Origin of the sequence: Pseudomonas sp. DE0157 (assembly GCF_007678615.1) — a bacterium.
Taxonomy (GTDB): Bacteria; Pseudomonadota; Gammaproteobacteria; order Pseudomonadales; family Pseudomonadaceae; genus Aquipseudomonas; species Aquipseudomonas parafulva_B.
The window spans coordinates 498,469-521,285 of the sequence record NZ_VEJN01000001.1; the positions used below are offsets into that span (position 1 = coordinate 498,469).

The 22,817-nt window shown below is 63.1% G+C and carries 20 protein-coding genes; 12 read left to right on the plus strand and 8 right to left on the minus strand.

Features of this window, described 5'->3' with window-relative positions; genetic code table 11:
* Positions 1-299 precede the first annotated feature (299 nt).
* On the plus strand, positions 300-506 hold the full coding sequence (locus tag FS777_RS02210) for a DUF3079 domain-containing protein (RefSeq protein ID WP_145253811.1): 207 nt from the start codon (positions 300-302) through the stop codon (positions 504-506).
* 70 nt (positions 507-576) lie between these two features.
* On the opposite strand, the gene FS777_RS02215 is transcribed toward FS777_RS02210, so the two are convergent.
* Positions 577-2,877, minus strand: a complete 2,301-nt coding sequence (locus tag FS777_RS02215; RefSeq protein ID WP_145253814.1) for a TonB-dependent siderophore receptor — start codon at positions 2,875-2,877, stop codon at positions 577-579.
* A 140-nt stretch (positions 2,878-3,017) separates the two neighbouring features.
* Here FS777_RS02215 and FS777_RS02220 point away from each other — a divergent pair, with 140 nt between their 5' ends.
* The gene (locus tag FS777_RS02220) at positions 3,018-3,740 is read left to right on the plus strand and encodes a response regulator (RefSeq protein ID WP_145253817.1); all 723 of its coding nucleotides are present in this window, start codon (positions 3,018-3,020) and stop codon (positions 3,738-3,740) included.
* A gap of 1 nt (position 3,741) precedes the next feature.
* Complete coding sequence (locus tag FS777_RS02225; RefSeq protein ID WP_058638937.1) at positions 3,742-5,109, plus strand: ATP-binding protein; 1,368 nt, start codon at positions 3,742-3,744, stop codon at positions 5,107-5,109.
* 69 nt (positions 5,110-5,178) lie between these two features.
* Here FS777_RS02225 and FS777_RS02230 read toward each other — a convergent pair whose 3' ends face one another.
* Entirely contained in the window at positions 5,179-6,498 is a 1,320-nt protein-coding gene (locus tag FS777_RS02230; protein ID WP_078477829.1) for an OprD family porin, read from the minus strand.
* Between the two features lie 460 nt (positions 6,499-6,958).
* On the opposite strand from FS777_RS02230, the gene FS777_RS02235 reads away from it, so the two are divergent.
* Positions 6,959-9,061 (plus strand): TonB-dependent siderophore receptor, encoded by a 2,103-nt coding sequence (locus FS777_RS02235; protein ID WP_145253820.1) that lies wholly within the window; start codon positions 6,959-6,961, stop codon positions 9,059-9,061.
* Between the two features lie 74 nt (positions 9,062-9,135).
* On the opposite strand, the gene FS777_RS02240 is transcribed toward FS777_RS02235, so the two are convergent.
* Both FS777_RS02240 and aguA read right to left on the minus strand, forming a co-directional pair.
* On the minus strand, positions 9,136-9,333 hold the full coding sequence (locus tag FS777_RS02240; protein WP_078477827.1) for a hypothetical protein: 198 nt from the start codon (positions 9,331-9,333) through the stop codon (positions 9,136-9,138).
* 177 nt (positions 9,334-9,510) lie between these two features.
* The gene (aguA, locus tag FS777_RS02245; RefSeq protein ID WP_058605942.1) at positions 9,511-10,617 is read right to left on the minus strand and encodes an agmatine deiminase; all 1,107 of its coding nucleotides are present in this window, start codon (positions 10,615-10,617) and stop codon (positions 9,511-9,513) included.
* A gap of 268 nt (positions 10,618-10,885) precedes the next feature.
* Here aguA and rfbC point away from each other — a divergent pair, with 268 nt between their 5' ends.
* The 4 genes from rfbC to FS777_RS02265 are packed head-to-tail and all read left to right on the plus strand — an operon-like array spanning position 10,886 to position 15,143.
* Entirely contained in the window at positions 10,886-11,431 is a 546-nt protein-coding gene (gene rfbC, locus FS777_RS02250) for a dTDP-4-dehydrorhamnose 3,5-epimerase (RefSeq protein ID WP_058638940.1), read from the plus strand.
* 42 nt (positions 11,432-11,473) lie between these two features.
* On the plus strand, positions 11,474-13,288 hold the full coding sequence (locus tag FS777_RS02255; RefSeq protein WP_145253823.1) for an ATP-binding protein: 1,815 nt from the start codon (positions 11,474-11,476) through the stop codon (positions 13,286-13,288).
* Entirely contained in the window at positions 13,285-14,688 is a 1,404-nt protein-coding gene (locus FS777_RS02260) for a sigma-54 dependent transcriptional regulator (RefSeq protein WP_078477825.1), read from the plus strand. The genes FS777_RS02255 and FS777_RS02260 overlap by 4 nt, the downstream gene beginning before the upstream one ends.
* On the plus strand, positions 14,688-15,143 hold the full coding sequence (locus tag FS777_RS02265) for a YiiD C-terminal domain-containing protein (RefSeq protein ID WP_078477824.1): 456 nt from the start codon (positions 14,688-14,690) through the stop codon (positions 15,141-15,143). Before FS777_RS02260 ends, FS777_RS02265 begins: the two co-directional genes overlap by 1 nt.
* 242 nt (positions 15,144-15,385) lie before the next feature.
* On the opposite strand, the gene cysQ is transcribed toward FS777_RS02265, so the two are convergent.
* The gene (gene cysQ / locus FS777_RS02270; RefSeq protein ID WP_058637088.1) at positions 15,386-16,204 is read right to left on the minus strand and encodes a 3'(2'),5'-bisphosphate nucleotidase CysQ; all 819 of its coding nucleotides are present in this window, start codon (positions 16,202-16,204) and stop codon (positions 15,386-15,388) included.
* A complete protein-coding gene (nudE, locus tag FS777_RS02275; RefSeq protein WP_058605999.1) occupies positions 16,201-16,767 on the minus strand; it encodes an ADP compounds hydrolase NudE in 567 nt (188 codons plus the stop codon). Before nudE ends, cysQ begins: the two co-directional genes overlap by 4 nt.
* 63 nt (positions 16,768-16,830) lie before the next feature.
* Between nudE and yrfG the strand changes: the two genes are divergently transcribed.
* Positions 16,831-17,493, plus strand: coding sequence for a GMP/IMP nucleotidase (gene yrfG / locus FS777_RS02280; protein WP_058637087.1), 663 nt, complete (start codon positions 16,831-16,833; stop codon positions 17,491-17,493).
* A gap of 59 nt (positions 17,494-17,552) precedes the next feature.
* On the opposite strand, the gene lysM is transcribed toward yrfG, so the two are convergent.
* The gene (gene lysM / locus FS777_RS02285; protein ID WP_058605997.1) at positions 17,553-17,993 is read right to left on the minus strand and encodes a peptidoglycan-binding protein LysM; all 441 of its coding nucleotides are present in this window, start codon (positions 17,991-17,993) and stop codon (positions 17,553-17,555) included.
* Between the two features lie 191 nt (positions 17,994-18,184).
* On the opposite strand from lysM, the gene fdhD reads away from it, so the two are divergent.
* From fdhD to FS777_RS02300, 3 genes are all read left to right on the plus strand, one after another.
* Positions 18,185-19,015 carry a formate dehydrogenase accessory sulfurtransferase FdhD gene (gene fdhD, locus FS777_RS02290; protein WP_058637086.1) on the plus strand — a complete coding sequence of 277 codons (831 nt, stop codon included), beginning with the start codon at positions 18,185-18,187 and terminating at the stop codon, positions 19,013-19,015.
* 5 nt (positions 19,016-19,020) lie between these two features.
* Positions 19,021-21,366, plus strand: coding sequence for an FdhF/YdeP family oxidoreductase (locus FS777_RS02295; protein WP_145253826.1), 2,346 nt, complete (start codon positions 19,021-19,023; stop codon positions 21,364-21,366).
* 195 nt (positions 21,367-21,561) lie between these two features.
* The gene (locus FS777_RS02300; protein ID WP_058605994.1) at positions 21,562-22,041 is read left to right on the plus strand and encodes a glycine zipper domain-containing protein; all 480 of its coding nucleotides are present in this window, start codon (positions 21,562-21,564) and stop codon (positions 22,039-22,041) included.
* Positions 22,042-22,265: 224 nt separating this feature from the next.
* On the opposite strand, the gene FS777_RS02305 is transcribed toward FS777_RS02300, so the two are convergent.
* Positions 22,266-22,703 (minus strand): thioesterase family protein, encoded by a 438-nt coding sequence (locus FS777_RS02305; RefSeq protein ID WP_058637084.1) that lies wholly within the window; start codon positions 22,701-22,703, stop codon positions 22,266-22,268.
* Between the last annotated feature and the right edge of the window lie 114 nt (positions 22,704-22,817).

The following is a 22,817-nucleotide window of genomic DNA, read 5'->3' on the forward strand; positions in this document are numbered from 1 at the left end:
CACGATCCGTTTAAGTCCTTGCTGAGAATAGTTGAGAGAAGCCCTTCGGGTAGGTGCCGTTGAGCAACGCGTCAGCGCCCCGCTAAGTGCTTAGTGGGGTTTTGTGCAGAAACAGTTCACGGATCGGGACGCCCACCTTACGCTATATAGGCAAGCGACGTAGAAATTTCTGCCAGTTTTCTGGGGCCAAAGGGTCCGGTGATGATCCGGATGCCCCTGGCTGGTGCTTGACTTCAGTCAACCTGAACAGAGCCAGGAGGGTTAGGCTCAGGTCATGTACTGCTTGCCGGAGGCCCCTCATGGCCAAGAAATTCCCGAAGCACCCCAGCCACCCCAAGCGCATTTGCTGGGGCTGCGATCTGTATTGCCCAGCCAAGGCGCTGGCCTGCGGTAATGGTGCCGACCGGACCATGCACCCGATGGAGCTGTTCGGCGAGGACTGGGACAGTTTCGATGACCGGTTCGAGCCGCCCGCTGTGGATAACGCGAAGCCCCCCACCTTCTGAGTGCCTCCACCCCTGCATGAAACACCTCACCCGCTCGGCGCGGGTGAGACGTTCGTCCTTGCGACTTAGATCAGAAGGTGGTGTTGACGGTCAGCGACAAGCTGCGCGGGTCACCGTATACGGCACCTGCATAGAACCCGTAGCGGGTGTAGTAGTGCTTGTCGAACAGGTTGTTGGCATTGAGGGTCACGCTGGTGTCATCGGTCACTTGGTACTTGGCCATGGCGTTCCAGATGGCGTAGCCGGACCAGTTCACGTCGGTGGCACCGCTGCTCACGCTGTTGACAGGCTGGCCCGCCGGGCTGGATATGGCGCGAATGTTGGACTGCGCGGTAACGCCGGCGCCTACGGTCAGGCGGTCGAGTGGGCCACTGAGGTGGTAGGTGGTGGAGGCCTTGAACAGGTGCGAAGGGTCGCTGCGCCCGTCGCTGTCAACGCGGCGGAAGTGCAGGTAGGTGTAGCCGGCGTATACGTTCCAGTCCGGGGTCAGGGCGCCGGCGATTTCCAGGTCGATTCCGTCGGTTTCCTGGCCTGAGCCTGCTTTGTAGGCATCGCGACCGGTCGGGGTCGACAGGCCGCCGTCCAGCACCGCCTTGTTTTCCTGCTTGGTGCGGAAGTAGGCCGCAGAGGCGTTCAGGCGACCGTCGAACCAGGCGCCCTTGATGCCCGTCTCGTAGCTTTGCCCACGAATCGGCTCGACTCGGCTGCCAGCGCTGGTTTCCTGGGTTTGCGGGTTGAAGATGTCGGTGTAGCTGGCGTACAGCGAGTAGGTGTCGTTGAGGTCGTAGACCGCGCCCAGGTAGGGGGTCACGACGCCGTTTTCTTCCTGGCTGGTGCGCTCGGCATCCACGCTGCGGGTGATGGCCGAGTAGTCGGTGGTGCGCACGCCCAGGATCACCGACAGCGGGTCGGTGATGCTCAGGCGGGTCGCGGCGTACATGCCTTGCAGGCGGGTGGTGGTCTTGCTGTGCTTGCCGGTCTGCGAAGCCAGCATGGCATAGTCCCCGTCCACGCCGTTGCGCCAGTCGTTGATGGGCAGGCGATTGTCGGCGCGAAACAGGCAGCCTACTCCCGAGTCGACAGCTTTACCGCCCCCAACCATGCTGCACCGGTACTCCGGCGACCACTGCACGGTACGGCTGTCGTTGTAGCCGACCATGGCCTGATGAGTACGGCCAAACAGTTGGAACGGACCAGACAGGTCGATTTGCGCCGACTGCTGGGTGGTGTCGCTCGAGCTGTGCATGCCGTTGAGCTGCGCGCCGCTACCGTCCTGATCCCAGTAGCCGCTGAAACCGCGGCCGCGCCCTGCCGAGTTGACCTTGCCCAGGCCTCGGTGATTAAGGGCATCTGTCGTGCTCTGGGACGCCTTCAGGTCCAGCGACCAGTCGTTGTCGAAGCGGTGCACCAGCGAGCCGAAGACGGTGCGGGTGGTGTACTCGCCAAAGCTCCAGCTCGGTACCAGATTGGAGCTGCGTGGCAGGTCGGTCTTGCTGCCGTCGCGGTACCAGATGGGGATGTTCGCGCCCCAACCGCCGCCCACCACCTTGTTGTACTCGTACTGGTAGCCGGCGCCCAGGGTGGTGGCATCGTCCAGGTCGAACTCGAAGTTGGCCAGGGCCGCGCGTGAACGGTCGGACTGGTAGTCACGGAACGAGTTGGCATCCTGCTGGGTCACCACGAAACGCGAGCGCAGGCGGCCGTCTTCGGACAGCGGCAGGTTCAGGTCGGCGCCCAGACGGCGCTTGTCCCAGCTGCCGTAGGTGGCGTACGCGCTGCCGCCGAAGGTGCGGGTGGGCGCCTTGCGAATCAGGTCGATGGTGGCGGACGGGTCGCCGGTTCCGCCGAGCAGGCCGTTGGCACCGCGCACGATGTCGATGCGCTCGTAGAGGTCCATGTTCAGGGCGTTGCCGCTACCGCTGAAGTCCGACGCGCCGGGTGCTTGCAGGCCGTCGATTTTCCAGTTGGTGATGGAGTAGCCACGGGCCCGGTAATCGGTGCGTCCGCCCACTTCGGATTTGCTGGCGGTCACCCCTGGGGTGGTTTCCAGCGCCTGCTCGATGCTGTGGATGGCGCGGTCATCCATCTGCTGACGGGTGATGGTGGTAACCGACTGCGGCGTCTGCCGTGGGGTCAGCGCCAGGCCGGTGGAGCTGCGCGTGCGTTCGACGGTGTAGCCCAGCTGGCCGGCATCGTCCTGGGGCAGCAGGGCGCTGTCTTCGATTTGCGTGGCATCGAGTACCAAGGGTGCGCTGTCGGCGGCCATGACGCCACCGCTGATGGCAAGGCCGACGAAGAGGGCGATGGGCTTGAGGCGGGTGCCGCCACAGGTGAACGCGGTGAAGGTGTTGGCGATGCTTGAGGGATTCATTTGGGAAGGCTTCGTATTTGCAGATGATTTTTTGTTAGGATTCTAGGGATCAGTCCTCCGGGCTCTACACCCGACATGTACGGGGATGTAATGCAACGTAATGGGCGCTAATGACGCCCGTCTCACAGGTGTTTTTTCAGATGAGCACAACCCTGCTGGTTGTTGATGACGACGACGAGATTCGCGAGCTGCTGTGCGATTACCTGACCGATGCAGGCTATGCCGTACTGGCGGCTGCCGACGGCAAGCAGATGCACGAGCACCTGGCGCGGCAAAAGGTGGACCTTGTGGTGCTGGACCTGATGCTGCCCGGTGGAGATGGCCTGAGCCTGTGCCGTCAGTTGCAGGCCCTGCCGGGGCTGGCGGTGATCATGCTGTCGGCCAAGGGCAGTGCACTGGACCGCATCATCGGCCTGGAAGTGGGGGCCGACGATTACCTGGCCAAGCCTTTCGAACCCCGGGAACTCATTGCCCGGATCAAGGCCGTGCTGCGCAGGCCCCATCGGTTAGAGGCTGCCGTACAGGAGCCGACCCAGGTCGAAGCTCATGTCTTTGCAGGCTTTCGCCTGGAACACATCAAGCGCCTGCTGACGCGCCCCGATGGGCAGACCTTGACCTTGCCGCGCTCCGACTACCGGGTGCTGCGCGAATTGCTCGAAGCCAACAACCGTGTGGTGTCTCGCGACCAGTTGACGCGCAGTGCCTTCAGCCGCGACCACCTGCCAGACGACCGCTCGGTCGACATGTGCGTCAGCCGCCTGCGCCAGCACTTGCGCCATGCGCCCGGCGATGTGGCGCAGATCCTCACCATCCGCAATGAAGGTTATCTGCTGAGCATTGCTCAGAGCCAGGCCACGGCCTGACATGCGCTGGGCTCGCCGACTGTGGCCGCGCACGCTGTTCGGGCAGCTGATGCTGATCATGGTAGGCGGCACGTTGGCCATCCAGTTGATGTCCAGCAGCATCTGGTTCGATGTGCGCTTCGCCCAGGTGTTCGAAGCCCCCGTGCGCTTGATTGCGGCGCGCAGCGCCCCGCTCATCCAGCAGGCCAGCTGTCATGCCGGCGTGCTCAAGGTGCCGGCCCATTACCAACTACGCTGCGCCGAGCAGCTGCCCTCACCGCAGCAGAACGAACGGCGCGGGCGCAAACGGGTCGAGTTGCTGCTTCACCAGGCACTGAAATACGAGCTTGGCCGTGAGCCGCAGGTGCATTTGATGAAGGTGCAGTTGACCGACGAACTGGGCCAGCCGATCGTCTGGCGCAGCCTGTTCGGCCTGCGCACGGCCCAGGCCCATCTTCAGTTTGCGGTGCCGTTGGCAGACGGGCATTGGTTGACCATCGACGGGCAGGAACTGCAAGGCTGGAGCGGCGAGTCCGCCTGGCTGCTGATCAGCGACTACCTGTTGCGGGTGTATGCGCTGCGCATTGTCGCCGTGCTGGTGGTGTGCCTGATTGCCGTGCGCCTGTGCCTGCGTCCGCTGCGCCGCCTGGCGGACGCAGCGCTGGCGCTGGGCAGCAACCTGGAACAACCGCCGCTGGCGCTCGACGGCCCCGACGAGGTTCGTCAGGCCGCGCAGGCCTTCAACGCCATGCAGCAGCGCCTGATCGCCATGGTCAACGACAAGGCTTACTTTCTCGCCGCCGTCTCCCATGACCTGCGCACCCCGTTGACGCGCATGCGCCTGCGCCTGGAGCGCATGCCCGATGACGAACACCGGAAGCGGTTGCGGCAGAACATTGCCCAGATGGACGACATGATCGGCCAGGTGCTGGACTACCTGCGTGCGGGCGAGCAGCAAAACCTGCAGCCGGTCGACATTGATCGCCTGGTTGCACGCCAGTGTGCGGAGCTGGCCACTGCCGACGAACCCATCCCTGTGCACGGTCATGGCGGGGTGGTGAGCGTCGATGCCCTGATGGTGCAGCGTTGTCTGCAAAACCTGCTGGTCAATGCATTGCGTTATGCCAGTCAGGTGAGTGTGTCGGTGGAGCGCGTAGGGCCACGGGTGCTGGTTCACGTCGAGGATCGAGGCCCAGGCATTGCGCCGCACCTGCTGGCGACCGTCACCGAACCGTTCGTACGTGGCGAGCGTTCGCGTAACCAGGCATTCGGCGGGTATGGGCTCGGGCTGAGTATCGTCGAGCGGATCATGACCAGTCATGGGGGGGCGTTGCGGATGCGCAACCGTGAGGGGGGCGGGTTGCGCGTGACCATCGAGCTGCCTGTCTAGACGTGGGCAGCCCGTGGGCTCAGGCCACCGGCGCACGCGGTGCGAAGGTGGCCTGCGTGGGTGACCGGATCAGAAGATGCTGATCGGGTACTCGACGAATACGCGGACTTCGTTGCCGTCGTCGTTGTAACCGTTCTGGCGCACGGCATTGTTGGTGCGCAGGAACGAGCTGCGCAGCTTGACCGACAGGTCCTTGGCCGGGCCTTCCTGGACCACGTAGCGGATCTGGTTGAAGATCTCGCGCTCCTTGCCTTCGCCGAAGCCCTGTGGGTTGGCGACGTTGCGGGTATTGATGTTGTCACCCACCACGTAGGCCAGCTTGTAGGTCAGGCCAGGAATGCCGTAGGCACCGAAGTCCAGGCCATAGCCCAGCTGCCAGGAACGCTCGTCCTCGGCATTGAAGTCGGACCAGTAAGAGTTGGCCAGGAAGATGGTCGAGCCACCGTCACCCACGCCGCCCTGGTTCTGGTACCAGCCGTAGTTGTAGCCGGTGCTACCGGTGCTGCGCTGGTGAGCGAGGGTGAACGAGTGGGCGCCGTAGGCGTAGGTAGCAGCCAGGCTCCAGATGGTGTTCGAGTCACCGTTCAGGCCCGCTTCACGCACGTACTTGTTGTCGATGCTCGACTTGTAGCCGTTGAAGTCCAGGGTCAGGGACTGATCGTCGGCGATGGCATAGACGTAGTTCAGGCCCAGGTAGTGCTTCTTCATCACGTCTTCGGTGTCGGCGGTGTACAGCGACGCAGTGAAGTTGTCGTTGAACTTGTAGCTACCGCCCAACACGTTGATCGACTTCAGGCCACCGCCATCACGGCGTTCGGCGCTCTTGCGCGCTTCCTGGGTGAAGCGACCGGCGTTCAGCTCCAGGCCTTCGATTTCCTTGGAGGTGATCAGGGTGCCGGTGAAGCTTTCCGGCAGCAGGCGCGCATCGTCGTACTGGAGCACTGGCAGTGCAGGCATCTGGTCACCGTACTTGAGCACGGTGTTGGAAATGCGGAACTTCACGGCAGCACCGGCACGGGCCAGGTTGTGCGGCGAACGGGCATTGCCATCGGCATTGGTGGTGTCGTGCGGCTTGAAGAAGTCGACGCCGCCGCCACCGTTGTGGCCCTTGCCGCCGTCCAGGCGCAAGGCGTACAGGCCGAATGCATCGACGCCGACACCGACGGTGCCTTGGGTGAAGCCGGACGAGAAGTTGCCGATGAATGCCTGGCCCCACTCGATCTGGTCATCGGTGCCGTGCTTCTTGTCACGGTTGATGTAGGCGTTGCGCAGAAGGACGTTGGCGTGGCTGTCCTCGATGAAGCCGTTGCTGGCGGCCTGGTCATTGGCCTGGGCCTGGGTCGCGGCGATCATCGCCAGGGCGACCAGGCTGATCCTGGTATTCAACATGTTATTTTCCTTATTTCTTGATCGAAAACGCGCTGCGTAATGACGCCATGAACCAACGCCCCTTCGTAGGTTCGACGCTATGCAGGTTCTGCCAGAAGGCCCTTTGCCGGTAAACGCGGCCGGCCCTGGCAACAGCATGGCCAAACGGATTGGCCAGCAGGCGTGGCCGAATCCTAGCGGCGTGCGATTACAAATGTCAAAAAAACGTGAAATTCAGGTTGATATAACTAAAAACCGAGCGTTCATGAGGCATTTCCTTTAGAACTAAAGCTGTAGGAGGATATTCCTTCTCGGTATTGAAAACTCATCTTGATCAAGGCGACGAGTTCACTTAGGTCCCCATTCTGACTAGTCACAAAGTGATACAAACGTAAAAATCCAGAAACCATAATAGGCGAGCGTTAGCAAATAGCACCCATTATCATTCGCGCCTTCATTACTGCCCGGTCAAACGCGCGTCATGCCTGCCCCTTATCGCCTCGCTCCTATCACGCTCTCCATTTCATGCCTGCTGGCTGCCAGCCCCACAAGCGCCGCTACTACCACACTGCCTGAGCTATCCGTCACCGCCGACAGCGAGCGGGACAAAGACAGCCCGCGGGTGCGTGAAGTCAGTACTGCGACCCGAACCGCTACCGCCGTACGCGCCGTGCCGCAGGCGGTGGATACGGTCAAGACCTCGCAGGTGCTGGACTACGGCAGCAACACGTTGGGCAAGGCGCTCGAAGGTATCCCCAACGTCAGCAGTGGTGCCGACACGCGCTTCGATAGCGTGCGCATTCGCGGCTTCGAAGCCGGCAATGACATCTACCTGGACGGCGTGCGCGATGACAGCCAGTACATCCGCGACCTGCACAGCATCGAACGGGTCGATGTGCTCAAAGGCCCTGCGGCCGTGCTGTATGGACGGGGCGGCCAGGGGGGTATCGTCAACCGCATCAGCAAGGCGCCCGAGGCGGGCCGTCGTTCCACCCTGGAGGCACGGGCAGGCAGCGAGGACCTGCGCAGCCTGTATGCCGACCTCAGCGCAGACCCCAGCGACACGGTCAGCCTGCGCCTGAACATGGGCAACCAGGACAACAACAGTTTCCGTGACGGTGTCGACGGTAGCCGCCAGCTGTTCGCGCCCTCGGTCAGCTGGCAGGTCACGCCGGCGCTGAACTGGCTGGTGCAATACGAGTACAGCCGCTTCAACCGCACGCCGGACCGCGGTATCCCCGGCGTCGATGGTCGCCCCGCGAATGTCAGCCGCAGCACGACCTACGGCGATACACAGCGTGACTTCATCGATGACCGGGCGCAGTCCTTGCGGTCACGCCTGAACTACGAGCTCAACGATGCGTGGCAACTGCGTCATACCCTGAGCCTGTTCAAGCTCGACAGCGAATTCGACAACACCTACCCCACCGCCTACAACCCCAGCAATGGCACAGTGACGCGCCAGCGCTGGCAGCAGGACCTGAACACCCGCAACCTGTTCAATACCCTGGAAGCCGAAGGCACCTTCGACACACTGGGCCTAGGGCACACGCTACTGCTGGGCCTGGAATTCGGCAGCCAACGCCGCGACCCCACTTTGTACACCGCGGCTGCGGCAAACGCCGGCGGCAGGCCTGTGCCGCCCGTGGACTTGTACGACCCTGACCGGAGCAGGCAGCACAACGGTCGCATGGTGATGTCGAGCAATAACCACACCGTGGTGCAAAGCCGAGGCCTGTACCTGCAAGACCAGCTTCGCCTGAACGATCAATGGCAGTTGCTGGCAGGCGTGCGTTTCGATGAATTCGACGTTCAGACCACCAACAAGGTGCGCAGCCTGTCCGAAAAACAGAGCAGCCGAACCACCAGCCCTCGCATCGGGGTGGTGTATACCCCGTGGCAGGACCACTCGTTCTATGCGTCATGGAGCAAGACCTTCTCGCCAGTAGGCGGTGGCCTGATCGGTATAACGCCGGGCGCACCGGGCAACAGCAACGAGACAGCACCCGAGCTGACGCGGCAAAAGGAGGTTGGCGTGAAGAGCGACTGGTTCGACCAACGCCTGACCACCACCCTGGCGGTCTATGAGCTCGAGCTGTACAACCGTCGTACCCGCGACCCGCTTGACCCGGAAGTCACCTTGCTCAGTGGCCTGCAGCGCTCGCGCGGCATCGAGTTGACCGCCATGGGCAATGTGGTTGGCAACTGGTACGTGCGTGGCGGGGTTGGTCTGCAAGATGCCACGATCGTCAAGGACAGCAATGGCCAGCAGGGTAACCGGATCAATGACGTGGCCAAGCGTAACGCCAGCCTGTTCGTCACCTGGAAGCCAGAACTGGGCTGGTACGCAGAAACAGGCCTGACGCTGGTCGGTCAGCGGTATGCCGACAACCAGAACACCACGGTCCTGCCAGGTTATGGCCGCTGGGATGCGCTGGCCGGGTACCGCACCCAGGAGTGGGACGTGCGGGCGGCGCTGAGCAACATTGCCGACCGGACTTACTACAGTTCGGCGACCAGTGCAGCGCAGATCCAGGTCGGCGACCCGCGCAGCCTGGTCGTCACAGGCACCTACAGCTTCTGAACGTCAACAGGGGCAGCCTTTGCGAGGCTGCCCCTGCCGGTGTGCTACAGGGTTTGAGGAACGTTGGATCGCGGCTAACGCCACACCGCCATCAACGCATGAAGCTCAGCCTCGCTGATCAGCCCTTCGGGGTAACGCCCGGCAAGTAGCCGTCGTGGGTCGGTCGTCCTGACCCTGCTGCTTCCATGGTGCTTCAACCACTTCGCCAAACGCTCGAGCGATGCATGGTCTAGTGCCAATGGGCGCAATGCCGACTCACTTGCTGCATTCATTTCTACACGTACTCCTGGCCCGTGAGCAGCTAACCTACGCAAGTAGTGTTACAAGCAGACAACCCGATGACACCGGGCTATCTGTTTGAAAAACAATACAAAAGCTATGCCACTACACGTGCCAGGCGTCGCCGGGCTGGGAAGCGAGCGTACACCCTCGCCGCGCCCCACGGGCCATCAACGGTGCACAGGCGCCGGCTGCTGCTGGGTCAGGCAATGAATGTTACCGCCGCCCAACAGCAATTCCCGCCCAGGGATCATCACCACCTCATGGTCAGGAAAGATGCTCGACAGTATGGCCTTGGCCTCGGCATCGGCCGGGTCGTCGAAGCTCGGCGCGATGATGCCGCCGTTGACGATCAGGAAGTTGACGTACGAGCCTGCCAGACGCACCGAAGGGTCACGCTCCTGGCTGCCCGACACCTGGTCGACGCCGGCACATTCCTCTTCGGTGGCGTACAGCGGCCCGGGTATTGGCATCTTGTGCACGACGAAGGCCCGTCCCCTGGCGTCGCGGGTGGTCTGCAGCACTTCCATGGCCGCGTGGCAACGCGCGTAGTTGGGGTCGTTCGCGTCATCTGTCCAGGCCAGTAACACTTCACCTGGGCGCACGTAACAGCAGAAGTTGTCGACATGGCCATCGGTTTCGTCGTTGTACAGGCCGTCCGGCAGCCAGACCACGGTATCGACCGCGAGGTTGTCGCGCAGCACAGCTTCGATCTGCTCGCGGTTCAGGTGTGGATTACGGTTGTGGTTCAGCAGGCACTCTTCGGTGGTGATCACCGTGCCTTCGCCGTCCACATGGATCGAGCCGCCTTCGAGCACGAACCCTTCGGTGCGATAACGCTGGCAGCGCTCCATCTCCAGCACCTTGCCAGCCAACGCCTCGTCTTTGTTCCACGGTGCGTACAGGCCACCCTCGAAGCCGCCCCAGGCGTTGAAGTCCCAGTCTACGCCGCGCACTTCGCCGTTGTCGTTGACCACGAAAGTGGGGCCGGTATCACGCACCCAGGCATCGTCGCTGCTGAGTTCGACAACCCGGATATTGGGCTGGTCCAGCAGGCGACGCGCGTTTTCATACTGGCCGGCAGAGACGCCCACGGTGACCGGTTCGAAGCGCGCGATCGCCTTGGCCAGGGTGACATGGGCCGCCTGTGCCGGCTTGCCGCCCAGGCGCCAGTTATCCGGCCGCTCGGGCCAGACCATCCAGACCTGGGTTTGCGGGGCCCATTCGGCGGGCATGTGGAAACCATCGGCACGGGGCGTGGAAGTGAGGGTTTTCATCGTTGACCTCTGTCATGGCCCTGCCCGGAAGGGTATGGGCGTAAAAAGCGTTTATAACCGATATAAATCCGTGTTGAAACAGAATAATGCCGCAAGACCCTGATAAGCCCGACACAATATTTCGATAATAATCGGCAAATACGTGACGCCGGTCGGGCGCAACCTTCACCCTAGCATTGACCAGAGCAGTGCCGCGCGCCTTGCTCGACAGGACAAGCACGCTTCTGCCAGCTAGGGTCATAACGCACAGCATGCAGAGTGTTTCCCGATGAACGTGATACCCACTACCCTTCCCGAAGTGCTGATCATCGAACCCAAGGTCTTCGGCGACAGCCGAGGTTTTTTCTTCGAGTCCTTCAACGCCCGCGAGTTTGCCCGGCTGACCGGCGCCAAGGTCGAGTTCGTCCAGGACAACCACTCGCGCTCTGGCCGGGGCGTGCTGCGTGGGCTGCATTATCAGGTGGCCAATACCCAAGGCAAACTGGTGCGCGTGGTACAGGGCGAGATCCGCGATGTGGCCGTGGATGTGCGCAGGCACTCGCCCACGTTCGGCCAGTGGGTGGCAGTGCACCTGTCGGCGGAAAACCATCGTCAGCTGTGGATCCCGGCAGGCTTTGCCCATGGCTTTGCGGTGATGGGCGATTCGGCGGAGTTTCTGTACAAGACCACCGACTACTACAACCCACAGGCCGACCGCTGCATCCGCTGGGACGACCCGACACTGGCCATCGACTGGGGTCTGCAACAGCCGCCTGTGCTCTCAGACAAGGACAAGCTGGGCGTGTCGTGGGCAGAAGCACAAGTGCTGCCTTAACTAGCGCATAATTGCTTCAGACCCTTCTGACGCAATGATGTGATGATCGCCAAGAACACCCCTCCTCGCCGCCCTCGCTGGCGCAGCCTGGCTTTACTGGCGCTGTGCCTGGTGCCGCTGCTATGGCCGCTGCATCACCTGGCTGAGCGCTATTACCGGCAAGAGTTGGCCTCGCAGAACCGGCAGACCCTCGACCTGTATGTCGCCAACCTGCTGGGCACGCTGCACCGCTATGAAACCTTGCCGCAGATCCTTGGCGATTTGCCAGCCCTGCGCGGGGTGCTGGCCGACCCGTTTCGCCTGGAAGCGGTCACCAATGCCAACCGCCTGCTGAAAAACATCGTGCAGCAGACCGGCGCCGAGGTGATGTACCTCATGGACGTCAGCGGCAATACCCTGGCGGCCTCAAACTGGGACAAACACGACAGCTTCGTAGGGCGCAACTTCGCGTTTCGCCCCTACTTCAACGAAGCCATGGCCGGGCACCTCGGTCGTTTCTTCGGCCAGGGTACAACGTCCGCGAAGCGGGGTTATTTCTTCGCCGCCGCCGTGCGCGACGGCGAACGCACCGTCGGTGTGCTGGTTGTCAAGGTTGACCTCGATCATACCGAGACCTTATGGGGCCGCACGCCCGAGCAACTGTTGCTGACCGATCACAACGGCGTGGTCATCCTCACGTCACGCCCGGAGTGGCGTTTTCGCGCTACCCGGCCGCTGACCGCAGCCGAGCGCCAGGCCATCATCGCCATCCAGCCGTACCCAACCCAGGCCCCCCAGCCGCTGGTGATCAGTGACGATGCCTGGATCACCCAGACCCGGGCCATTCCAGAAACCGGCTGGCAGGTCAGCATACTTGCGCCGCGCATCCTGGTGGACCGCTCCGCGCAGACGGTCACGGCCATCGGTGCCGGCGCTCTGCTGGTCATCGTGCTGCTGACCGGCCTGGTGATGCAGCGGCGCCGTCATTATATGGACCGCATCGATTTCGAGGCCCGCGGGCGCCAGCAACTCGAACAGCGGGTGGCCGAGCGTACCGCCGACCTCGAAGGGCTCAATGCGCGCCTCAAAAGCGCCGTGCTCGAACGCGAGAATGCCCAGCAGGAGGCCGTGAGGGCCCAGGACGAACTGGTGCAGGCAGGCAAGCTGTCGGTGCTGGGCACCATGTCGGCGAGTATCAGCCATGAGCTCAACCAGCCCCTGGCAGCCATTCGCAGCTATGCCGAAAACGCCGAGATCCTGTTGGACCACCAACGTACCGAAGACGCGCGCGGCAACCTGAAACTGATCGGCGAGCTGACCGGGCGCATGGCCTCGATCATTGCCCACCTGCGCGCCTTTGCCCGCCGCGACCGCCACGCTCCGGAGAGCGTAGCCCTGCAACCGGCCCTGGACGACGCCCTGGCCCTGCTTGCCAAACGTCGCCGGGCAATGGCGGTTGAGCTGGTGCGCGACCTACCGGAAGCCACGCTGTGGGTACAGGCGGGCGAAACCCGCCTGCGCCAGGTACTGGGCAACTTGCTGGCCAATGCCCTGGATGCGTTGACCGAGAAGGCCAACCCACGCCGGCTGTGGATAAGTGCCGAACAGCAGGACGATTACGTTTATCTGTACATTCGCGACAACGGCCCCGGCTTCAGCCGTCAGGCACTGGAGCATGCCAGGGAGCCCTTTTTCACCACCAAGACCCGCACCCAGGGGCTGGGTTTGGGCCTGGCCATCTGTGACAGCCTGATGCGCACCCTAGGGGGTGAGCTGCTGCTGGCCAACCACCCCGAGGGCGGTGCGTTGCTGACCTTGAAAATGCGCGTGGCCCCACCGGGTGCCACCTTGCCCAATTCAGAGGATTCTTCGGCATGAGCCCCGAGACACTGATCGACAGTCGCGCCCAGGTGATCCTGGTCGACGACGACGCACACCTGCGCCAGGCCCTGAGCCAGACGCTGGACCTGGCCGGGCTCAAGGTCGTGGCATTGGCCGATGCCCATGGCCTGGCCGAGCGTATCCCGGCAGACTGGCCAGGCGTTGTAGTCAGCGATATCCGCATGCCGGGTATCGATGGCCTGCAGCTGCTTGAGCAATTGCATGGCCTGGACAGCGAGCTACCGGTGCTTTTGATCACCGGGCACGGCGATGTCCCGTTGGCGGTACAAGCCATGCGCGCCGGTGCCTACGACTTCCTGGAAAAGCCCTTTGCCAGCGACGCCCTGCTCGACAGCGTGCGCCGCGCCCTGGCACTGCGCCAATTAGTGCTGGAGAACCGCAGCCTGCGCATGGCATTGAGCGACCGCCAGCAACTGGCCACACGTTTGGTGGGCCAGTCTGCGGCCATGCAGCGCCTGCGCGAGCAGATCGGCGCACTCGCCGGCACGCGAGCCGACGTATTGATCCTTGGTGAGACCGGGGCTGGCAAAGAAGTGGTCGCCCGCGCCCTGCACGACCTGTCGAGCCGCCGGGACGGGCCCTTCGTGGCCATCAACGCTGGCGCTTTGGCCGAATCGGTGGTCGAGAGCGAGCTGTTTGGCCACGAGCCCGGCGCCTTTACGGGCGCGCAAAAACGCCGCATCGGCAAGTTCGAATTCGCCAATGGCGGTACGTTGTTCCTCGATGAAATCGAAAGCATGAGCCTGGATGTGCAGGTAAAGCTGTTGCGCATGCTCCAGGAGCGCGTGGTCGAGCGGTTGGGTGGCAATCAGCTGATACCGCTGGACATCCGCATCATCGCCGCCACTAAGGAAGACCTGCGCCAGGCCGCCGACCAGGGGCGTTTTCGCGCCGACCTGTATTACCGCCTGAACGTCGCGCCCTTGCGCATTCCGCCGCTGCGCGAACGTGGCGACGACATCCTGATGCTTTTCCAGCATTTCGCCGATGCCGCCAGTCAGCGCCATGGCCTGGGGCCGCACGCCCTGCAACCCGCGCAACGGGCTTTGCTGCTGCGCCATGACTGGCCGGGCAACGTGCGCGAGCTGCAAAACGCGGCCGAACGCTTCGCCCTCGGGCTGGAACTGGCGCTCGATGGCCAGGCGCCGCCTGCAACCCACGCTCCCGCCCCCGTCACCGGCAACCTGAGCGAGCAGGTCGAGCACTTCGAGCGCTCGTTGATCACGGCTGAACTTGCTCAGCCGCACGGCTCGCTGCGTAGCCTTGCCGAAGCGCTGGGTGTTCCACGCAAGACGCTGCACGACAAGTTGCGCAAGCATGGCCTGAGCTTCGAAGGCGGTAGCGGTGGCCACGACGACCATGAGGAAACCCGTTGATGAGCGAGCCGATTCACCCGCTGCAGACAGTGCTTCACACCGATATTCCATTGACCCGGGACATGAGCCTGGAGGTACTGGACTGGCAACAGCATACCCTGCGCCTGCAACTGCCCTTGGCCGCCAACGTCAACCACAAGAACACCATGTTCGGCGGCAGCCTCTACTGCGCAGCGGTACTGGCCGGCTGGGGCTGGTTGCACCTGCGGCTACAGGAACTGGGCATCGATGATGGGCATATCGTCATTCAGGAGGGGCAGATCAGCTACCCGCTGCCGGTTACCGGCGCTGCCGTGGCCAGTTGCGCTGCTCCGGACGAGAAGGCCTGGTCGCGATTCCTGACAATGTATCAGCGGCGTGGGCGGGCACGGCTGACGCTGGAAACAACGGTGAGCAATGTGGGCAGTGATGAAGTGGCGGTGATGTTCAGCGGGCAGTATGTGTTGCACAGGTGAGCGGCGGGTTGATCGCGGGAGATCAACAGGCGGTCTTGACGCCGCGAATCTGGGGCCGCTTTGCGGCCCATCGCGGCACAAGGCCGCTCCTACACGGGGAGCGACTGCCTAGCGGCACATCTGGAGGCTAGCCGATTTCCGGGTAGGAGCGGCCTTGTGCCGCGATGGGCCGCAAAGCGGCCCTTTCGGTCCTCTACCCATGAACAATTTTCCACCCCTAAAGCCACACTTACCCTCGCCAATCAAACGAGCCCAAGCAAGGCCTCTCGCCAACGGGCCCCCGCCGGCAGGGCAAGGAAGTAGGGATTGAGCAACGATTCGCGCGCCGGATACCGGAAGGGTTGGCCGTCGACCTCAATCACCTCGCCCCCGGCACCCTCGACCACACCCTGGGCGGCCGCCGTGTCCCACTGGGAGGTCGGCGCCAAGCGTGGGTAGCAGTCGGCGCTGCCTTCGGCCAACAGGCAGAACTTCAGTGAACTGCCCACCGAAACCAGCTCAAGCGGCCCCACCGCAGTACTCAACCCGTTCAGCAAAGCCTCTTGCCGAGGGCTGGAGTGCCGGCGGCTGGCAACCACGGTGAACGGCGACCCGGCAGGCGGGGTGGCGCGCACCTGGATGGCCTGCGCGGTTTCACTCCGCTCCGCTCGCCAGGCACCCAGTGCCCGCCCTCCAAAGTAGCAACGCCCCGAAGTGGGCATCGATACTACCCCAAACACCACCTCGCCCTGATCGATCAAGGCAATGTTGACCGTGAACTCCTCGCTGCCGGCAATGAACTCCTTGGTGCCGTCGAGCGGGTCGACCAACCACCAACGGCGCCACGTCTGGCGCTCCGCCAACGGGATATCGCAGTCTTCTTCGGACAGGACGGGAATGTGCGGGGCCAGGGTCTGCAAGCCCTCTGTAATTACCTGGTGTGCTGCCAGGTCGGCAGCCGTGACGGGCGAGTCGTCGGCCTTGTTGACGACGGCCACATCAGCGCGCCAGAACGGCAGGATCGCCTCGCCCGCCGACAGCGCCAACGCCACCACGTCCTGCATCAATTGCTGATCGTTCATGGTGCCAGTACCCCGCGCTGGATCAGCAGGTCACGCGCCAGGTACAAGGCAGCCAGCGCACGCCCTTCGCTGAACTGCGGGTGCATCGCCAAGGCCGACAGCTCCCGCAGGTTGACCTTGTCCACGCCCATCGGCTCCGGCTCATCGCCCTCCAGCCGTTCCTCATACAGGTCGGTGGCCAGTACCACCTGGATCTTCTGGCTCATGTAGCCCGGGGACAGGGAAAGCTCGGTCAGGTGCTCCAGTTGCCGTGCACCAAAGCCGGCTTCTTCCTTGAGCTCCCGGTCAGCTGCCGCCAGCACGTCCTCGCCCGGTTCGATCAAGCCCTTGGGTAGCGACAGTTCATATTCGTCAGTCCCGCCGCAGTACTCTTCCACCAGTACAGCGTGCTCGGCATCGAGCATGGCCACGATCATCACCGCACCATAGCCATTGCCCCGGCCCACCAGCCGCTCGTAGGTGCGCTCCACGCCGTTGCTGAAGCGCAACTCGACGGCCTCGACTCGGAACAGGCGGCTGCTGGCGACGATCTCGCGGCTGAGGACGGTAGGTTTCTGGCGCATGGGGGGCTCCTTGGCGTGAACGGGTTACTATACCGTGGCTTGCCGACCGAACGAGAGTTTCCCATGCCTGTTCTTCCCTGGTCCGCCATCGATACCGTCCTGCTGGACATGGATGGCACACTGCTCGACCTGCATTACGACAACCGCTTCTGGCTGGAGCACCTGCCGCAGCGCTATGCAGAGCTGCACGGCGTGAGCCGGGCGATGGCGCAGCTGGAACTCGAGCCGCTGTTCGAGCGCAACGCCGGTACCTTGAACTGGTATTGCCTGGACTTCTGGAGCCGTGAGCTGCGCCTGCCGATCCGCGAGCTCAAGCGCGAAATCGCCGACCTGATCGCCTTGCGGCCCGATGCCGATACCTTTCTGGCCGCGATCAGCCAGGCAGGCAAGCGGGTGATGATGATCACCAATGCACACCGCGATTCACTCTCGCTCAAGCTCGAACGCATCGAACTGGCACCCTACTTCGACCGCATGATCAGCTCCCACGACTACGGGTTTCCCAAGGAGAGCCCGCATTTCTGGGATGCCTTGCAGGCCGATATCGGCTTTGAACCTGCCCGCAGCCTGTTCATCGACGACACGCTGCCCATCTTGCGCAGTGCCCGGCAATTCGGCGTGGGCCACTTGCTGGCGGTGCGCCAGCCGGACAGCCAGGCGCAGCCTCGAGACACCGCAGAGTTCGCAGCTGTCGAAGACTATCGGGAATTGCTGAACGGTCTTTGAACGCAAACCCGCGCCATGGGCGCGGGTTGCGGTGACAAGCCTCTGGATGGGCCTATCGGTTACTCGGGAATACGCAGCACCTGGCCCGGATAGATCTTGTTCGGATCCGACAGCATGGGCTTGTTGGCCTCGAAGATCTTCTGGTACTTGTTGGCATCGCCGTAGACCTTCTTGGAGATGGCGCTGAGGGTATCGCCCTTCTCCACGGTCACGAAGCGCGCAGCCTGGGCTACGGGGCCGGTGACGGTGATCTGGTCGTCGACGCTGGCCACGCCTTCAATATTGCCGGCTGCCAGAATGATCTTCTCTTTCTCTTCCTGGCTGGCCACCTCGCCCTTGAGGGTCACCTTGTCGCCTTCCACGGTGGCAGTGATGTTGGGGTTACCCAACCCGACGTTTTCGACGTGCTTCTTCAACTGCTCCTCGGCCTTGGCATTGCCGGGGGTTAGCAGATCGATCAACTTCTCGCCTGCTTCCTTCACAAAGCTGAATAGACTCATGACGCTCTCCTTGTTGATGTGAAACCGTTGGACAATGAAGTCTGGGCCAAGACTCAATCGGTCATCGCACTGCGACCTATCGACGCGGTCTATCACGGCATAGACCCTAGCAATTAGACGTCGCCGGCAGGCAAGCCTAGGCTTGTAGCCTCAGTAAGCCGGCGCCCGTCGCCGATCAAGAGCACGCCTGGATGAACAGCAAGCCACCGCTGTGTGCGGCCTCGTTACCGTTAGCCATGCCCGCCGCCAGCACTACCTATGATTACGTCCAGCTCGGCGATGGCCAGCCCGGCAGCACGCCACTGGCCGAAGAAGTCGCCCTGGCGATCGTGTACAACGGCCTGAACCAGGCCGTCATGCTCGTCAGCCCGACCGACCTGGAAGATTTTGCCGTTGGCTTCAGTGTGGGCAGCGGCATCGTTGAAAGCACTGCCGAAATCTACGACGTCAAACTGTCGGGAAGCGGCGCTTCGATGTATGCAGACCTGGAAATCTCCAGCCGCGCCTTCTGGAACCTGAAGAACCAACGCCGCCAACTGGCCGGCACCAGCGGCTGTGGCCTGTGCGGCGTCGAAGCCCTGGAGCAGGCGCTGCCGGACCTGGCCAAATTGCCGGGCGCACCGTTGCCCCCTGCCCAGTGGCTGGTCGGCCTGCGCCAGCGGATCGACGCCTTTCAGCCGCTGGGCCAGCACTGCGGCGCCGTGCATGCGGCCTTGTTCATGGACCGCCATGGCGAACTGCTGCTGGGCCGCGAGGACATTGGCCGGCACAACGCCCTCGACAAGCTCATTGGCGCACTGTTGCGTCAGGGTATCGACAGCGACGGCGGCCTGGCCATCGTCACCAGCCGTTGCAGCCTGGAATTGATCCAGAAGGTGCTGCGTGCCGGCATCCAGACCCTGGTCAGCCTGTCGGCGCCTACGGGCCTGGCCCTGCAATGGGCACGCAGGCACAACCTCAACCTCATTCATTTGCCCAAACACAGCGCACCGCGGGTCTACAGCCCGGCGGCGGAGTCGTAACAGCCGTGACCTCGTACCAGCCTATTCCGAAAAACGTCCCAGCCTCCTCTCCTCGCTACAAGCCCTACCACGGCCCTGCCGGCGGCTGGGGTGCACTGCGCAGCGTAGCCAAAGCCTGGGTGGGCAGCGACAACCCGCTGAAGAACATCCGTGCCCTGCTCAAGACCAACCAGAACGGCGGCTTTGACTGCCCAGGTTGCGCCTGGGGCGACTCGCCTGAAAGCGGCATGGTCAAGTTCTGCGAAAACGGCGCCAAGGCGGTCAACTGGGAAGCCACCAAACGCCGCGTGGACGCTGCATTCTTCGCCCGCTACAGCGTCACCTCGTTGCTGCAGCAAAGCGATTACTGGCTGGAGTACCAAGGCCGACTGACCGAGCCGATGGTGTACGACGCCGCCACTGATCGCTACCAGCCCATCAGCTGGGACGCCGCGTTCGCCCTCATCGGCCGAGAGCTGAACAAGCTCGCAAGCCCTGACCAGGCCGAGTTCTACACCTCCGGGCGCGCCAGCAACGAAGCGGCGTACCTCTACCAGCTCTTCGTGCGCGCCTACGGCACCAACAACTTCCCGGACTGCTCGAACATGTGCCACGAGGCCAGCGGTGTGGCGCTGGGGCAGAGTGTGGGGGTGGGCAAGGGTACCGTCACGTTCGAGGATTTCGAGCACGCCGATGCGATCTTCGTCTGGGGCCAGAACCCGGGCACCAACCATCCGCGCATGCTGGACCCGCTGCGCGATGCCGTGAAACGCGGCGCGCAGGTGGTGTGCATCAACCCGCTCAAGGAGCGCGGCCTGGAACGCTTCCAGCACCCGCAAAACCCGCTGGAGATGCTGACCAACAGCGACCGCCCCACTAACACCGCGTTCTTCCGCCCGGCCCTGGGTGGCGACATGGCCATGCTGCGGGGCATGGCCAAGTTCGCCCTGCAATGGGAGCGTGAAGCGCAAGCCAAGGGTGAGCCGGCGGTCTTCGACCACGCCTTCATCGCCGAGCACGGGCACGGCCTGGACGACTACCTGGCGGTGGTCGATGCCACGCCTTGGGCGCATATCCAGCAGCAGTCGGGCTTGGCACTCGAAGACATCGAACTGGCCGCCCGCATGTACTGCCGGAGCCAGCGCGTGATCATGTGCTGGGCCATGGGCATCACCCAGCACCGTCACTCGGTGCCGACCATCCAGGAACTGGTCAACCTGCAAATGCTGCGCGGCAATATTGGCGCGCCAGGGGCCGGGCTGTGCCCGGTTCGCGGTCACAGCAACGTGCAGGGCGACCGCACCATGGGTATCAACGAGCGTCCGCCGGCCGCCCTGCTCGACGCCATCGAGGCGCGCTTCGGCTTCCCGGTGCCGCGCAAGAACGGGCACAACACCGTCGAAGCCATCCATGCCATGCTCCAGGGGCACGCCAAGGTGTTCATCGGACTAGGCGGCAACTTCGCCCAGGCCACGCCTGACACCGAACGCACGGCGCGAGCGCTGCGCAACTGCGAACTGACCGTGCACATCAGCACCAAGCTCAACCGCAGCCACCTGGTTCACGGCAAGCAGGCGCTTATCCTGCCTTGCCTGGGCCGTACCGACATCGACATGCAAGCGGACGGGCCTCAAGCGGTCACCGTCGAAGACTCGTTCAGCATGGTCCACGGCTCCAACGGCCAGCTCAAGCCACTGTCCCGGCAGATGCGGTCTGAGCCCGCGGTCATCGCTGGCATCGCTGCTGCCACCCTGGGCAAACACCCTGTGGACTGGCAATGGCTGGTGGCCGACTACGACCGTATTCGGGCTCTGATCGCCGACACCATTGCAGGCTTTTCTGATTTCAATCAGCGCATGCGGCAGCCTGGGGGATTCTACCTGGGCAATAGCGCCGGCCGGCGCGAGTGGGCCACGGCCAATGGCCGCGCCAACTTCAAAGCCAACCTGCTGCCAGATTCGCTGCTCGACGAGCGCGTGCGTGCCAGCGGCCAGGTGCCGGACTTGGTATTGCAATCGATGCGCTCGCACGATCAGTACAACACCACCATCTATGGCCTGGACGACCGTTACCGAGGCGTGCGCGGCCAGCGCGACGTGTTGTTCGCCAACGAAGCCGACATCGTTCGGCTGGGCTTCAAGCCTGGCCAGAAGGTCGACATCGTTTCCCTGTGGGGGGATGAGCATGTTCGCCGAGTGCGCGGCTTTACCCTGTTGGCGTTCGACATACCTGCCGGGCAGGCAGCGGCCTATTATCCAGAAGTGAACCCGCTGGTACCGCTGGAGAGCATTGGCGAGGGTAGCCACACGCCAACGTCCAAGTTCATTGCCATCAGGCTGGAACGCGCCGAGGACGACGGACGAATTCTCTGAATGAAAAAGCCCTGGTCCAATGCAGGATCAGGGCTATGTCACAAGAGCATAAGACCGCAGGAAAAAGATAAAGTTTCACTTATAAATCAATGAGTTGACGAATTGTGTACAACCCGTGCAATTCGTCGGATATTCGTTGCCACTGGACGCAGATAGAAGCACATTCGCCTCGTCATCCTTCTGAGGCTCTCTTGAATGAAGAAGTACTCCTCGATTCTGTTGTTGTCTTTTGGCTTGCTCAGCGGCGTTGCCATGGCAGGCGGCTCCACCGAGGCCGGCATTGGCGGCGCATTGGGTGGGGTACTGGGCTCAGTCGTAGGCCAGTCCATTGGTGGTAGTACTGGCGGCGCCATTGGCGCAGGCCTGGGCGGCGCCGCCGGCAGTGCGGTCGGCGCCGACAAGCGTCAGCGCGGCGAAGCGGCCATCGGCGGTGCGCTCGGCGCAGCAGGCGGCAACGTAGTAGGCCGTAGCGTTGGTGGCACCACCGGCAGTTACATCGGTGCAGCCGCTGGCGGTGGCGCAGGCGGTGCCCTGGGCAACTACATGGGCAACAAGGCCGATCAGGATGATCGCCGCGACCATCGCCGCTACCGCCGCGACTACGACGACCGTCGTCACTGGGACCGTGGTCACCACTATGGCCACCGCAAGCACGGCCGTCACCGCCACCCTTGATGAGTCAGGGTAGCCGCTGCGCGTATGACCCCGCCTTGAGGGCACTGTTCACTTAAGAACGGCGGGGCCGTTTCACGGCCCATCGCGGCACAAGGCCGCTCCTACAGTGACCGAGTGCCGGCTGAGTTAGTCGGTTCACAGGGCAGGGTAGGAGCGGCCTTGTGCCGCGATGGACCGTGAAGCGGACCCTGAATGAACAGGACTAAACCTCGAGGGCGGGATTTTCAATGGGTCCGCTCTAAAAGCGCCGCTAACTTCGCCATCAACTGCGCCGGTAGCGCAACCGGCTGACCACTGGCGCGGTCGATGAACACCTGCACCACCGTCCCCGCTGCACACGCCTGGGCTTCACCAGGGCGATAGAGCGCCAGCCGGTACTCCACGGTGCTCCCAGCCAGACGCGTCACCCCCAGCGCCACCTCCAGTACGTCCGGAAAGCTCGGCAGGGCATAGAAGTCTGCCGCCGAGCTGACAACGAACGCCGCCAGTTCGCCGTCGCGCAGGTCCAGTTCCGCGTGTTCGATCAGAAAAGCATGGATGGCCGTTTCAAAGTACGCATGCACGGTCGAGCCGGCGATATGGCCGTTGGCGTCGTTGTCTTGCGCGCGGGTCAGGATCGGATGCACGTGGGAAAAGGCAGTGCGCTGGGGAGGCTGGATCATCGGGCGGGCTCACGGCTTCACATTGGGTGTACACAGTGAACCAGAAAATGAGCCGTTTGATCGAATTAACCCTTTTGAAGCCCCCAGCAAAAAGCCGCCCCGAAGGGCGGCTCT

What these genes read in the sequence shown, in the direction of transcription:
- FS777_RS02210 (WP_145253811.1), top strand. Translation starts at nt 300, where the DNA reads ATGGCCAAGAAATTCCCGAAGCACCCCAGCCACCCCAAGCGCATTTGC.
- FS777_RS02215 (WP_145253814.1), bottom strand. Translation starts at nt 2,877, where the DNA reads ATGAATCCCTCAAGCATCGCCAACACCTTCACCGCGTTCACCTGTGGC.
- FS777_RS02220 (WP_145253817.1), top strand. Translation starts at nt 3,018, where the DNA reads ATGAGCACAACCCTGCTGGTTGTTGATGACGACGACGAGATTCGCGAG.
- FS777_RS02225 (WP_058638937.1), top strand. Translation starts at nt 3,742, where the DNA reads ATGCGCTGGGCTCGCCGACTGTGGCCGCGCACGCTGTTCGGGCAGCTG.
- FS777_RS02230 (WP_078477829.1), bottom strand. Translation starts at nt 6,498, where the DNA reads ATGTTGAATACCAGGATCAGCCTGGTCGCCCTGGCGATGATCGCCGCG.
- FS777_RS02235 (WP_145253820.1), top strand. Translation starts at nt 6,959, where the DNA reads ATGCCTGCCCCTTATCGCCTCGCTCCTATCACGCTCTCCATTTCATGC.
- FS777_RS02240 (WP_078477827.1), bottom strand. Translation starts at nt 9,333, where the DNA reads ATGAATGCAGCAAGTGAGTCGGCATTGCGCCCATTGGCACTAGACCAT.
- aguA (WP_058605942.1), bottom strand. Translation starts at nt 10,617, where the DNA reads ATGAAAACCCTCACTTCCACGCCCCGTGCCGATGGTTTCCACATGCCC.
- rfbC (WP_058638940.1), top strand. Translation starts at nt 10,886, where the DNA reads ATGAACGTGATACCCACTACCCTTCCCGAAGTGCTGATCATCGAACCC.
- FS777_RS02255 (WP_145253823.1), top strand. Translation starts at nt 11,474, where the DNA reads ATGATCGCCAAGAACACCCCTCCTCGCCGCCCTCGCTGGCGCAGCCTG.
- FS777_RS02260 (WP_078477825.1), top strand. Translation starts at nt 13,285, where the DNA reads ATGAGCCCCGAGACACTGATCGACAGTCGCGCCCAGGTGATCCTGGTC.
- FS777_RS02265 (WP_078477824.1), top strand. Translation starts at nt 14,688, where the DNA reads ATGAGCGAGCCGATTCACCCGCTGCAGACAGTGCTTCACACCGATATT.
- cysQ (WP_058637088.1), bottom strand. Translation starts at nt 16,204, where the DNA reads ATGAACGATCAGCAATTGATGCAGGACGTGGTGGCGTTGGCGCTGTCG.
- nudE (WP_058605999.1), bottom strand. Translation starts at nt 16,767, where the DNA reads ATGCGCCAGAAACCTACCGTCCTCAGCCGCGAGATCGTCGCCAGCAGC.
- yrfG (WP_058637087.1), top strand. Translation starts at nt 16,831, where the DNA reads ATGCCTGTTCTTCCCTGGTCCGCCATCGATACCGTCCTGCTGGACATG.
- lysM (WP_058605997.1), bottom strand. Translation starts at nt 17,993, where the DNA reads ATGAGTCTATTCAGCTTTGTGAAGGAAGCAGGCGAGAAGTTGATCGAT.
- fdhD (WP_058637086.1), top strand. Translation starts at nt 18,185, where the DNA reads ATGAACAGCAAGCCACCGCTGTGTGCGGCCTCGTTACCGTTAGCCATG.
- FS777_RS02300 (WP_058605994.1), top strand. Translation starts at nt 21,562, where the DNA reads ATGAAGAAGTACTCCTCGATTCTGTTGTTGTCTTTTGGCTTGCTCAGC.
- FS777_RS02305 (WP_058637084.1), bottom strand. Translation starts at nt 22,703, where the DNA reads ATGATCCAGCCTCCCCAGCGCACTGCCTTTTCCCACGTGCATCCGATC.